This window comes from Acetobacter garciniae, from assembly GCF_017377735.1.
Lineage (GTDB): Bacteria > Pseudomonadota > Alphaproteobacteria > Acetobacterales > Acetobacteraceae > Acetobacter > Acetobacter garciniae.
In genome coordinates this window covers 848,731-861,019 of record NZ_JAFVMH010000001.1, presented here as the reverse complement: position 1 = coordinate 861,019, position 12,289 = coordinate 848,731, and the positions used below count along the sequence as shown (strand labels likewise).

Sequence of the window (12,289 nt, the reverse complement as noted above, 5' to 3'; positions counted from 1 at the left end):
GATCTGAAAAGAAATTTCTTCGCGTGTGAGGGGCTACGTCGCTGCGGCAGCGCCCTCACGCAGACCGGCCTTCAGAATACGGCCGAAGGCCCTGCGGCCAAAGCCCGGTGTGTACGCGGCATTATCCCACGCCACGTGGCCGCCGATCATGACATGCCGCACCACACCATCGGGCCGATTGACGACCTGCCTGCACCCGAATTCTTCCCGGTGGATGAAATGGCAGGTCTTCTCCGGGTCCCAGCGGCGCAGGGCGTTCGGGTCGACAACGCACAGATCCGCCCGGCCGCCCACATGCAACCTGCCCGCATCGAGGCCGAAAAATTGGGCGGGTAATTGCGTCAGCCGGTGGATGGCCAGCGCCACCCGGCGCAAGCCCTCCGCCTGGGCAATTTTGAGCATTCGGAGGTTGCCATCGTAAAAAGCGATATTGGCGACATGCGCGCCGCTATCGTTGAAACCGGGCAAGGTCTGCGGGTGAAAAAGCAGTTTGCGGAAAATGCCCGGCCTGCGGTTGGCTATTGTCGTCTCCCACCGCAGGTCGGTATCCCATACGCGCAGCAGGTGCAGCATGAAAGCGGCGTCGTCACAGACAGGGTTGGGGAACTGCGCGAAAAATTCCGCCTCCGCCGCGTCTGTCGCCCCGTGCCGCCCGCCTGATGTCTGCCAGGCCTGCAACCGGCGATACGGGCTGCCCAGTGTCTCTCCACACCAATGCGGCAGCGGGCATTCGGCCACGCGCATGTCGTCCAGATCCCGGCTGAGAACGACATCTTCAAGCCCGATCAGGCGGCGCAGCCGATCCAGTGAGACACCGCGCTTGCCTTTAAGCCACATGCGCCGGAAATCCGCGACCCAGCCAGGATCAGCCATGATCCGCGCGCGTCCCGCACGGTCATCGAATTCCTGTTCGTTCAGCGCCCGGAATTCGGGTATTTCATCGGCAATGGGGTTGATCGCCCCATCGCTCCAGATCCGGAAAGGCGCCGGCAGGGCCTGAAACCGAAATGCGCCGCGCAACAGGCGGGAATTGAGAATGGCCGAAAGCATAAGGCAAAGGGCAACCGCCAGGCGATTGGTCTGCAGATCGATCACGGCCAGGGCGGTGGTGCGCAGAGGGCGGCCATACAGGCGCCCGCTGGTAAGCAGAAAGCTGCGCACGGCAAAAGCCAGCCGGTCCTTGGGCGGTGTTGCCTGCCACACGCGCCCGGCACGCCGCACCACATTGGTCAGCCGGGCCAGTTCGCGAAAACTGGCATATTGCGTAGGTATTCTCTTATGCTTGTTGGGAGTGTTGGCCAGAAAATGAAAAGGCAGCGCATCGGTCGACAGCCCGGCATAGCCTTGCACCATTGCCGCTTCCAGCAGGTCCTGCATGCGGGCGAGTTCACGCCGGTCGGGCGCACGGGAAATGGAAGCCCCAAGGCCCATGGCCTCGATCCGCAGCATGGAATGGGGAACAAGCGGGGCCACATTGGGGCCAAGCGGTAATGCTGCAAGATGTTCGAGATAGGACCGGGAATCTGTCCATGTGCAGGCATCGGCCACCCGGCGCAGGATCGGCTTGGGCATGTTTTCCACCCGGGCGAAACAGTCCACGATCGGGTCTTCTCCGTCGCGGCGCTGGTGGCCGTAAGTCACCCCGATGGAACAGTTGCTGATCACCACCGTCGTGGTCCCATGGCGCACCACCTCGGGCAGTTCGGGTGCCAGTTCAAGCTCCAGGTCCAGATGGGTATGGATATCCAACAGCCCCGGCATAAGCCACAAGCCCGTACAGTCGATTTCGGTACTGGCGGAGAAAGGGGGCAGGTCCGGACCAATGGCGCGGACCTTGCCATCCCTTACGGCGATATCCGCTACAACCGGGTCATTCAGGGTGCCGTCAAAAACAAGGGCATTGCGGTAGACTATGTCTGTCATGCCTGCCTCTCCTGGCGGGGCGGCGTGTTGCGTGCTGCCTGCGCCATGTCTGGTCCATCTTGCCATTGGCGGATGCGCTTATCGTTACAACGTCAGGGTTATCCCATAGTGCCCCCGCGATAACCCTGGGTATGGATAACAGGGCCGATAGTCCTGAATAGTCGCACCAAAAACAGGCAATGCGCGTGGGAGAAGGACTTTTCAGGCCCGGTTCACGTTCGCGGCAGCCCCTGGAACAGCATGGCACCCACGCCGGGGATCAGGTGCCCATCCTGGCGACAGCCGTGGCAAAACTTGGGGCCAACGGCAGGAGTGGCGTCAGGGTCGCCTGCCACGCATGGTACAGATCGGCCTTGCCTTGGTAAACCACGGCGGAAGGGCGGTTATGCTGGTCGAGTTCCTGGATCCACCCGCCCTGCCTGCGATCGATCATGTACAGATCGATATAATCCCATATATCGCGGTACCATTGCTCGTATTCCTTATGGCCCGTTCGCTTCAATAACGCCGTGGCGGCGGTCATGGCCTCGGCCTGGCACCAGTGGGGTCTGTTCTGCACCACCGGCTGAAGGTCCCAATCCACCGTGTAGAGCAGGCCGGGCTCGGCATTGCGCGCCCAACCGGCCTCCATCCCGCTATGGAAAAGCCCGATCGCATCATCCAGCAACCATGACGGCGCGGACCCGTTTTCACGCAGGAGGGCGGCCTCAAGCTTCAGCAGCAGATGCGACCATTCCACGAAATGGCCCGGCGTCATGCCATAGGGCCGCAAGTCATCGGTTGGCTTGTCACGGTGAAAATCCTTCAGCAGCGTCCAGTTACGATCGTAATGTTCGGCTACGGTGTAGCTGGCCTTGCGGGCCAGTGTATGAATAATCCGCTCGACAATTCTTAAAGCCCGCTGTCGCCAGACCGGATTGCCCGTGACATCGGCCACAGCCATGCAGGCTTCGACCGAATGCATATTGGCATTGGCGCCGCGATAATTCTCCTCATCCGACCAGTCTGCGGCAAAGCTTTCGCGAAATACGCCTTCATCCTCGCTCCAGAAATGGCGCTGCCAGACCGCCAGCGCTTCCTTGAGAAGCTTGTCGGCACCCGCCACGCCCTGAACCACGGCAGAGGATGCCGCCAGTGCAATGAATGCATGCAGATAAGCCTGCTTGCGTCCTTTTGGGGTTTTGTCCTGCGCCTGTTCGATATTTTCAAACCAGCCGCCATGTTCGCAATCGCGCAACGGCCCGAGCAGGCAGGCAACGCCATGCGCTGCCAGGGGCGCGCAGCCGGGCAGGCCGCGATTGGCGGCAATAGCATAGACATGGGTCATACGCGCGGTCAGGATCGTGTCAGCCTTGCCGCCCGCCATAAGCCGGCCGTCATCGTCCAGGGCTGCGAAACCGTCTGCCACGCGCGAAGGTTTGGAAAAATCCAGCAATCTCTGGCCCTGACAGTCGAGCCAGTGCCGGTGCGGCATCGAATGCAGCCAGCTTGAAGCGGGCTGCATGACCGTGACAAGCGCTTCAACCATTGACAATCATGCCGCCGTTGACATGGATCGTCTGCCCCGTGACGTAGGACGCATCGTCCGACGCCAAGTAGACATAAGCCGGCCCCATCTCGCTGGGTTGGCCTATGCGGCCAAGGGGCGTGTCCTTGCCCATATCCGCCACCGCCTGCGGGTCTGACGGCCCCCAGCTTGCGGGCTGCAACGGCGTCCAGATCGGCCCGGGGGCGACCGCGTTGACGCGGATTTTCCGCTTGGCAAGCTGGAGGGCGAGCGCGCGCGTAAACCCCAGTTCGGCCGCCTTGGTGGTGGAATAGGCGACAAGCGCCTTGTTTCCCGCAAAGGCGTTGACGGAGGATGTGTTGATAATGGCACTCCCTTCCGCCAGATGGGGCAGGGCCGCGCGGGTCATGTAGAAATATCCGTTGATATTCACATCCATATGGCGTTGCCACATGGCATCGGAAATATCGGTCAGATCCTCGCTGATATACTGCACGCCAGCATTGTTCACCACAATGTCGAGCCCGCCCAGCGTCCGCACCGTGGCTTCCACCGCCTTGTCGCAGACCTCGCTTTTGGAAACATCGCCTTGGATGGCGAGGGCTTTCGTACCCTCCGCCTCGATCAGACGTACGGTTTCCTGCGCATCTTCCTTTTCTTCGAGATACAGGATCGCGACGTCCGCTCCTTCGCGGGCAAAGTGCAGGGCCGCGGCCCGGCCGATACCGCTATCGCCCCCCGTAATCAGCGCACGACGCCCCTTCAGCTTCCCGCTGCCACGGTAATCGGCGCGGATATGTCGCGCCTGCGGTTCCAGCAGACGTTCGACACCCGGTTGATGACCCTGGCTTTGAGGGGGAATAGTCTGGCCCATGCGCTCTCTCCTGCATCAAGGCGGTGACAGAGGGGCAGGTGGCGGCATTACTTGAAGATCGCCTGCCACGTGCCTGATTCTAAAACTCCTATAAACAGAAAGGGTTGCAGAACCTTTAAAAGCGGGCACGGCCAGGGGGCGCGATCGGCAACCTTTTCGCCGGCTTGACCTTATCACCACGACCATTGGCATGATGCGTGGGCTCCGCCACCCCACAAAGACCCAAGAAGCCGTATTCGGGCCAGGAGCACGCAATGAAGGGATTTTCACGACTGGCCTTCGGGATTGCCAGCATCATGCTGATGCTGCTTTCATTCGGCCTCATTTTCTACGGCCTGCTCAACCTGCTGGCGGTCCTGCTGACATCCTGGCACGAAGGACGGGACGCCGTGCTTCTGGCGATCAGCTACGTGGTGATCGCGATTGCCGTTTTCGACGTGGCAAAATATTTCATGGAAGAAGAAGTCATCAAGGCGCGGGTCAATATATCGGCCGTGGAGGCACGACGCAGCCTGACCAAATTCATTACGACCATTGTCATTGCCGTCTTTATCGAAGGACTGGTGTCGGTCTTCGAGGTCAGCAAACAGGATATCGAGCAGATCGTCTATCCGATCGGCCTGCTGGTCACGGCGACCGTCCTTGTCCTGTCCCTTGCCCTGTATCAGCGCATCAGTGTTGAAACAGAACAGCGCGAATTACGCAAAATTCAGGACGGTGCCCGTGGGGCCGCTACGTCCTGACAACCATGGCGTGCGGCGGTCCTTTGGGGCTCAGGGCTCGCAGGAATCATCGTTTTGCCGGGCGGTCTCGCGTTCGCGCAATGCCTGTTCCAGACGGGTGGCGACTTTTGTTGCGAAATCCGCCGGGACGGCCTTGCCCAGTTGGGGGAGAATACGCTCCACCGCCAGCAGCACATCGGGGGTGGCATCGGGCAGGGCCTGCTCCCACCAGTGCAGGGCCTGTTGCACATCCCCCGCTTCGGCCAGCAAGGTGGCGTAGTTGTGCTGGCCCCGGTAATCGCCCTCTTGTGCTGAACGATGATACCATTGCCGGGCCATGGCCCGGTCCTGATTCACCACCCAGCCTTCTTCGTAAAACCGGGCCATGATGTTCATGGATTTTGCATGGCCTGCCTCCGCCCCGGTGCGAAAAAGCGCAAAGGCCGTGGGCAGGTCCTGCGGGCGGCCAAGCCCGCGCATGGTCAGGATGGCCAGATTATAACGGCCCCAGTTGTCACCCAGTTGGGCGGCCCGGGCATAGTGCTGCCCGGCGTCTTCCAGGCTGCGCGGGCAGCCCCAGCCAAAATGGCTGCAACGCCCCAGCATGTTGTGCGCCGGCCCATACCCCGCATCCGCCGCCATGCGGAACCATACCAGTGCCGCCTTGGGGTCGGGGGGCATGAACTGGCTGTTGAGCAATACCTTGCCCCACAGCACCTGTTCGAGATGATGCCCCAGCAAGGCCCGCTGCCGAATGGCCTGAATATCATCAGGCAGGGCAGGGCGGACCGTGCGGGGGCGCGGCCTGGGCCCCCGGCGCAGAAGCTTGCCAAACAGGGTGCGGGACATGGTACCGATCAGTAGTCCGCCGCCAGGTTGAACAGGAACGCCCGACCGATGGACGGCGTGACACGATTGGAGAACAGGCTGCCGTAATTGAGACGATTATCCAGGTTGTAGCCGTTCATCGTCACCTTCCAGTGGTTGTCGAAGTGATGCGAGATCACGGCATCGAACTCGACATTGGCAGGCACGCGCGCGGTGTTCGCGGCATCCAGGTAAACACCCTCGCGCCAGGTCAGGCCGCCACCGAACATGACGTTGTAAGGCGTCTGGGGTGCGATTTCATACGTGGACCAGACCGTCGCCTGGTTGCGCGGCACGAACTGCACCTGCTTGCCACGATCCGCCGCCGTGGCGGACGAGGTGGTCTTGCTGTCGTAACGGGCATAGGTGGCAATGATGTTCCAGTTCTTGAGGATCCGGCCGGAGGCGCTCAGTTCCACGCCCTGGTTGCGCTGGCTGTCGCTGGAAGCCGAGATATCCCCATTGCTGTCGGTCTGGATGGAATTGCCTTTCTCCAGCCGGAACACGGAGGCGGTAAAGCCCATACGATCGTGGAAAGCGGAATATTTCGCACCGATTTCATATAGGTTGCTCCGCTCGGGCTTGAAGCCTTCCGTGGTGGATTTGAGCGGCTCGGAACTGTTGGTCACGTACAGGCCCAGCGGGGTCGTCGATTGCGCCCAGTTGAAATAGATCATGGAATGACTGTTGGGCGTATACATCAGGCTGACATTCGGGTTGAACGTGTCCTGCTTCTGCCCCAGATAGGTATCGGCCGTGGCTGTGGAACCGCCCGTGGCACTGTAATGGCTGTTCCAGTGATCCCAGCGGAAACCCGCCCGGACCGAGAACCACGGCACCAGCCACGCCTGTTCGGACAGGAACGCCCCGACATCCGTGGCGTCACCCGTCTTCCACTCCTTGCGGCCGACGCCGCCGGGCATGTTGGTCAGGTTCCCCGGGTATTGACCCGCCCCACCCAGCACAAGGCCCGGCACGGCCGATGACGGATCAAGCAGGCTGGTTCCGGGTCGTGTGGTGGCATAGGCGTAATTCTGCCGCCGGTCATAGACATGTTCGACATCCACACCACCCACGATCTGGTGCCGCACACTCCCCGTTGAGAAATTGGCAACGGCGGAGGCCACGTTCTGTGCCGACCAGTCGTTCTGGCGATAGGGATTGGGCCCGCCAAGGCCGCCGTTACGGCTGATGGTGGCAAGCTGCGGTGTGCTGGAAAACAGGTAGTTGGAGCATGTCAGGTCGCACGCTTCCTGCGAGGCTGAGAAATAGCGGTGGTAGATACCAAAACGCGTGTCGTTATAAACCGAGACATACTGGTTGACGTCCCATTTCAGGCGGCCTGTCAGCATGTCGGTGCTGCTGTTGTCCTGGTCATAGGTCGTGCCGTACCAGTTGGTGCGGGAAACGCCGTATTCGGTCACCGGCTTGTTGATGCGGTTCGTAAAAGACGTGGTCGGCACGCCATAATCGGGTATGCGATTATCGGTCTGATGGAAATAGTCGATCGTATAGGAAACTTTCTTGCCCACCCCGAAGGTGATGGACGGGGCAATACCCCACCGATGCGAGAAAAGATCGTTTCGGCCCACGGTGTTGTTTTCATTGCCCATGGCGGAAAAACGCAGGCCGATACTATCGGTTATCATGTGGTTGACGTCGAGCGTGCCACGGTAATAAGCACCGCTGCCGCCCGAGAACGTGGCATTGACATGGTCCTTTGTGGTCGCGGTCTTGGTGGTGATGTTGATCGCCCCACCCGTCGTGCCGTTACCGAATAGCTGCGAGCTGGGCCCCTTGATGACCGCGACATTGTCGTAGTTGAAGCTGTCACGCGTATAGACACCGAAATCGCGCAGGCCGTTTTCGTAAATGTCGTTCTGGGCCTGGAAACCGCGGATCAGGAACTGGTCGCCCGCCATGCCGCCTTCGCCCTCACCCACGGACGCGGTAATGCCGGGCACGTTTTTCAGCGCCTCGTCAAGCGACTTCACGTTCTGCTGCTGCATCAGCATCTGCGGGACGATGTCGATGGTCTGCGGCGTATGCAGGACATCCTGCGGCAGGCGGCTGATACCCATGGGAGTATGCAGCGTATTCATGGGGGAGGCAGTGACCAGCCATTCCTCTGATTCCGTGCCGTCAGCCTGCTTATGGGTGGTCGGGCCCTTGCCACCACTATTCGCAAGCTTTGCCGTCTGCCCGGAAGACTGGACGTCCTGCGTGGTGGCGGGCGCTGCAGGCGTGGTATCCGTGGTTGTATCCGCAGCGCGTGCCGCGTCGGTCATGAAGGGGAGAGTGCCATACCCGACTGCCAGGCCAACGGCCAGGGGTGCGGAATTGATATACCGCCGGATAGGGGATGTTGCCATGACTGCTCGGTGCCTTCCGAATAATGCCTCTGATTCGCAGTTGCAAATAACTGTATCTGATAATGATTTGCAACTTCGCCACCCATGCGTGCTGGTCATGGCTTATATGACTGTGGCATTTCCATCACAGGCACTGTGACCGCACCGGCCAGATTTCAGGGAAATGGGGCGCTGATCGCGCGACACTGCTCGCAATATAGTGAACGGGTGAGGCAGGGCGTATCGGCGGCCCGGTCAAGGTGCCAGGGGTTTTATGGCACCAATTGCAAAAACATCCATCCGCGCGTGGCTATGGACGGCAGGGCCATATCGGGGGTTGGCCCGAACAGGCCTTGGCCATGTCGCCTGGCGCATAACCAGCCTTTACGCGCCGCGAACATGGCCTGGCATCAGGGCCTGGTATCGGGCTCTGGGCTTAATGAATGACGCCGCAGGCGATACGGTCCCCCGAACCGCCAATCGGCTGGCTTTGGTAATCATCGGGCTTGGCATGAATGACAAGGGCCGCGCCATCGGCATCAAGCAGGGCAGGGCGGCTGCCTTCCCCCTTGAGCGAGACCAGGGTGGAATACACTTCCACCGTAGCGGAACCATCGGCTGCGACAAAGAGATTGGGCAGGTCGCCTTCATCATTCGCGTTCGCGTTCAGCAGCCCATGCACCACAGGTTTGGTCGTATGGACATGCGCACCGGCGCTGGTGAATTTTGGTGCCTCGCACACGCCTTTTTCATGAAAATGCATGCCGTGCCAACCCGGGGTCAGTCCTTTTGCCTCGATATGGAGCAAAACCCCCTTGGGCGCATCGGTAACATGAACCGTGCCAAGGTCTTTACCATCCGCACCTGTCAGGCTTGCTGTCGCCGTATCAGCGGCAAGACCAAGAGAAGGAAGCAGGGCAAGCCCGCAGGCCAGGGCGACTATGGAGCCGTTACGTCGTGTAAACATCTGGTCTTCCTTTATCAAAAAGGGGTTATAACATCCCGCAAGCAGGCTGCCGCAATTCACGCCTCATCGCAACAAGAGCGCCTTGGGCCTTTTTGCATGGCTGTTAACGCCTGTCGGCGCATTCGTATGCTTTGCAATTTTCCGTACCACGCTGCGCTATGACCCGCTCTTGCCACCCCCCGCCGTGAATGGCAAAAAGATCGGGCTATTCGCGACCGAGAATCACTTGCATATAAAAGAATATATGAAAAACAATAAGTTATATCAATAAATTGGACATTTTCAGGCCCCACACGACCCTGATCTGTATCTGCAAAGACACAGTTTGACGGCGATGTCGAATTTTCGAGGATTATGTTAATGAGAATCTTTCTCATTCGTGCTGAAAGTCAGTCTCTCTCCTCGGCGGTATAGGAATTTTCAATCTGGAGACTGATGGATGAAACATCCCGGCTTATCTCCTGCTCCCGGCGCGGGCTCTGTTCCAGCCATGGCCCGGGCTGCTTCAACATGGCACGTCCCGCCCTTGCCGAGGGAGATCGGACCAGCGTGGCAGGGGGCATGTCTCATGACCCGATGCCGGTTTTATAATCCCGCATTTGCTTGAACCGCAGCACCGTGCCTGCATTTTTTTGCTCTAGGAGGTCTTTTTTAATGCCTGCCGATCCTTCCACGAACCCCGCTGGCACCGCTGCCCGGACCAGGACGCAGAACCCGCTGAATGTCTTTATGAACCGTTACGGCACACCGCTGACAACGGGCTTTTTCGTCATTTCCGCCGTAACCGGCATAGCCCTGTTCTTCCATTGGGGTCCGGGATCGTTTCACCCCATGCATGAATGGCTCAGCATGGTGCTGCTGGTGCCGTTTATACTGCACATGGTGCGTAACTGGAACGGGCTGGTCGGCTATGCACGCCGTGGCACGCTTTACGTGCCGCTTCTGCTTTCGGTTCTTGCGGCCGCGTATTTCGTATTCGCGCCCGCCAGCCCGCAGGTGGGCAACAGGCAGGTCGCCTTCCGTCTGGCGTCCCTGGCGACGAAGGCCCCGATCTCCCAACTCGCACCGGTCCTGGGGATGGATGTGCCGGAACTGACACACCGGCTCCGCGCGGAGCATTTCACCGTAGAGGGCGAAAACCAGTCCCTGGATGAAATATCCCAGGCCAATAGCCGCACCACGAACGAGGCACTGGCCGCCATCATGCAGATGCACGGCGGAAGGCAGGGCAGGGGCCAGTCAGCCAGACAGGCCGACGGGCAAGCGAACGGCCAGGCGGGGGATCACGCAGGCGATCAAGGGGGCAGCCATGCCGACGATCAGTCCGGTGACCCCATGAACGGCGAACACAGGGGTGACCATCACCGGGACGACAGACCTGCCGAGAATTAAGGCAAGGCCCAAACCCGTCTCAAGCGAGCATGCCTAGTCATGAACGCAGCCCCAGGCGGGTAGAGGGATGGGTACGCGCCCACATTGTAAGGCGCGGCCCATCCCCGGCGTTAAAGCAAAGCCCACGGCCTCTTTCCTGGTGACATGGTCGTTGGCAAGGCGTTAAAAGGCAGGCATGAGCGTAGTGCCCAGGCATTGGACGGGACATTCCCGGCCGCCGAGCCATTCTTTTCGGGGGCCGACTTTCGGCTTTGGGCCTCTGCATCTGTGGGCACGAAACAGGTGGGCGAAAAAGCCGTTTCCCATCCCCGGTGCCCTGTTCAAGGCGGGCTTTCATATCGCCTGTCACGGCCTGTTGGCCCTTTCCTGGCTGGCGATGGATGGCAGCGCCCATGCGCAAGGCTGCGCGCCCCTTCCTGACGGGCGTAACCCATGCCCGGTCCAGCTTGTCCGCCCGGTAGCGCGGCCTCTTTCAGCCATGGCGCAGGTCGGGCGGGACATTTTCTTCGATCAGGCTCTTTCGGGGAGCGGGCATCTCTCCTGCGCGTCGTGCCATGTGCCGCAGAATGACTACGCGCCTGCGGGCACGACCGGGTTCATGCCGGGCGGGCGCAGGCTGGAGCGCCAGGGCAGCAGGAACGTGCCCTCCCTCATGTATCTTGAACGCCAGCCCCCGTTCAGCATCGGGCCCGATAACGCCGAAAGCGAAGGAACAGGCACGCCACCCGCTGCGCCGCTTCCCACCCCAAGCCAGTCGCCGCCTGCGGGCACATCACCCACGCCTTCAACCGCCCCACCACCCGCCAAGACTGCGCGCAACACCCAGGATTCAGCCGCAAATCTTGTCCCGCAAGGCGGATTGTTCTGGGACGGCCGGGCCGACACGCTGGAGGAGCAGGCCAATGGCCCGCTTTTCAACCCCGATGAAATGGCAGCCGACAAAGCAGCCGTCATCCACCATTTGCAGCATGCATCCTATACAGCCGCACTTCTCGCGCTGATCGGCCCCAATGCCGCGAACAAGCCGGACCTCCTGCTGTCCGAAGCGCTTTTTGCGCTGGCACGCTACCAGATGGAAGAACAGCGCTTTCACCCCTATTCCAGCAAGTTCGATCTCTGGCTGGAGGGAAAAGCAGCCTTCACCCCGCAGGAACGGCGCGGCTACCTGGCGTTCAATGACCCGGACCGGGCAAATTGCGCGGCCTGCCATGTCGATCTGGTGGGGCCGGACCGCGTGCCCCCCCTTTTGACGGATTACCAGTTCGAAGCGCTTGGCGTTCCCGCCAACGCCCATACGCCCCGCCCCACGCCTGACCTTGGGCTGTGCGACAGCGGGCGGCTTATTGCCAAAGCTGCCGGCTATTGCGGCATGTTCCGCACCCCCAGCCTGCGCAATGTTTCCCGGCGACAGGTTTTCTTTCATAACGCCGCCCTGACAAGCCTGACACAGGCCGTTGATTTCTATCGGCTGCGCGACCCGATGCCGCAGGCCTTCTATCCACGCAACAGGGCCGGCCAGGTCTTGAAATACAATGACCTCCCGGAACGCTTCCACCCCAATATCGACACGCAGGACAAGCCCTTTGGCCAGGCGGAAGGGATGGCCCCGGCCTTCAGTGAACAGGAACGCGATGATATTATAGCTTTTTTAAAAACGCTTGCTGACAGACGCCAGCACTAGACAGA

9 protein-coding genes are annotated in these 12,289 nt (G+C 60.5%); 3 read left to right on the top strand and 6 right to left on the bottom strand.

Going from position 1 to position 12,289, the window contains the following annotated elements; translation table 11 throughout:
* Positions 1-33: 33 nt before the first annotated feature.
* The 3 genes from J2D77_RS03850 to J2D77_RS03840 all read right to left on the bottom strand — a co-directional run bounded on the left by J2D77_RS03850 (position 34) and on the right by J2D77_RS03840 (position 4,304).
* The gene (locus tag J2D77_RS03850) at positions 34-1,923 is read right to left on the bottom strand and encodes an N-acyl-D-amino-acid deacylase family protein (RefSeq protein WP_207844926.1); all 1,890 of its coding nucleotides are present in this window, start codon (positions 1,921-1,923) and stop codon (positions 34-36) included.
* Between the two features lie 259 nt (positions 1,924-2,182).
* The gene (locus tag J2D77_RS03845; protein ID WP_207844925.1) at positions 2,183-3,451 is read right to left on the bottom strand and encodes a D-mannose isomerase; all 1,269 of its coding nucleotides are present in this window, start codon (positions 3,449-3,451) and stop codon (positions 2,183-2,185) included.
* Positions 3,444-4,304, bottom strand: coding sequence for a glucose 1-dehydrogenase (locus J2D77_RS03840; protein ID WP_207844924.1), 861 nt, complete (start codon positions 4,302-4,304; stop codon positions 3,444-3,446). Before J2D77_RS03840 ends, J2D77_RS03845 begins: the two co-directional genes overlap by 8 nt.
* 254 nt (positions 4,305-4,558) lie before the next feature.
* Here J2D77_RS03840 and J2D77_RS03835 point away from each other — a divergent pair, with 254 nt between their 5' ends.
* Entirely contained in the window at positions 4,559-5,047 is a 489-nt protein-coding gene (locus J2D77_RS03835; RefSeq protein WP_207844923.1) for a hypothetical protein, read from the top strand.
* Between the two features lie 30 nt (positions 5,048-5,077).
* Here the strand turns inward: J2D77_RS03835 and J2D77_RS03830 are convergent, their stop codons facing one another.
* The 3 genes from J2D77_RS03830 to sodC form a co-directional block, all read right to left on the bottom strand.
* Entirely contained in the window at positions 5,078-5,875 is a 798-nt protein-coding gene (locus J2D77_RS03830) for a tetratricopeptide repeat protein (protein WP_207844922.1), read from the bottom strand.
* Positions 5,876-5,883: 8 nt separating this feature from the next.
* Positions 5,884-8,265: a TonB-dependent receptor gene (locus J2D77_RS03825; protein ID WP_207844921.1), complete on the bottom strand. Its 2,382-nt coding sequence runs from the start codon at positions 8,263-8,265 to the stop codon at positions 5,884-5,886.
* 415 nt (positions 8,266-8,680) lie between these two features.
* Positions 8,681-9,211 (bottom strand): superoxide dismutase[Cu-Zn], encoded by a 531-nt coding sequence (sodC, locus tag J2D77_RS03820; RefSeq protein WP_207844920.1) that lies wholly within the window; start codon positions 9,209-9,211, stop codon positions 8,681-8,683.
* Between the two features lie 654 nt (positions 9,212-9,865).
* On the opposite strand from sodC, the gene J2D77_RS03815 reads away from it, so the two are divergent.
* Both J2D77_RS03815 and J2D77_RS03810 read left to right on the top strand, forming a co-directional pair.
* Positions 9,866-10,603: a DUF4405 domain-containing protein gene (locus tag J2D77_RS03815; RefSeq protein WP_207844919.1), complete on the top strand. Its 738-nt coding sequence runs from the start codon at positions 9,866-9,868 to the stop codon at positions 10,601-10,603.
* Between the two features lie 355 nt (positions 10,604-10,958).
* Positions 10,959-12,284, top strand: coding sequence for a cytochrome-c peroxidase (locus J2D77_RS03810; protein ID WP_230975429.1), 1,326 nt, complete (start codon positions 10,959-10,961; stop codon positions 12,282-12,284).
* Positions 12,285-12,289 lie beyond the last annotated feature (5 nt).

What these genes read in the sequence shown, in the direction of transcription:
- J2D77_RS03850 (WP_207844926.1), bottom strand. Translation starts at nt 1,923, where the DNA reads ATGACAGACATAGTCTACCGCAATGCCCTTGTTTTTGACGGCACCCTG.
- J2D77_RS03845 (WP_207844925.1), bottom strand. Translation starts at nt 3,451, where the DNA reads ATGGTTGAAGCGCTTGTCACGGTCATGCAGCCCGCTTCAAGCTGGCTG.
- J2D77_RS03840 (WP_207844924.1), bottom strand. Translation starts at nt 4,304, where the DNA reads ATGGGCCAGACTATTCCCCCTCAAAGCCAGGGTCATCAACCGGGTGTC.
- J2D77_RS03835 (WP_207844923.1), top strand. Translation starts at nt 4,559, where the DNA reads ATGAAGGGATTTTCACGACTGGCCTTCGGGATTGCCAGCATCATGCTG.
- J2D77_RS03830 (WP_207844922.1), bottom strand. Translation starts at nt 5,875, where the DNA reads ATGTCCCGCACCCTGTTTGGCAAGCTTCTGCGCCGGGGGCCCAGGCCG.
- J2D77_RS03825 (WP_207844921.1), bottom strand. Translation starts at nt 8,265, where the DNA reads ATGGCAACATCCCCTATCCGGCGGTATATCAATTCCGCACCCCTGGCC.
- sodC (WP_207844920.1), bottom strand. Translation starts at nt 9,211, where the DNA reads ATGTTTACACGACGTAACGGCTCCATAGTCGCCCTGGCCTGCGGGCTT.
- J2D77_RS03815 (WP_207844919.1), top strand. Translation starts at nt 9,866, where the DNA reads ATGCCTGCCGATCCTTCCACGAACCCCGCTGGCACCGCTGCCCGGACC.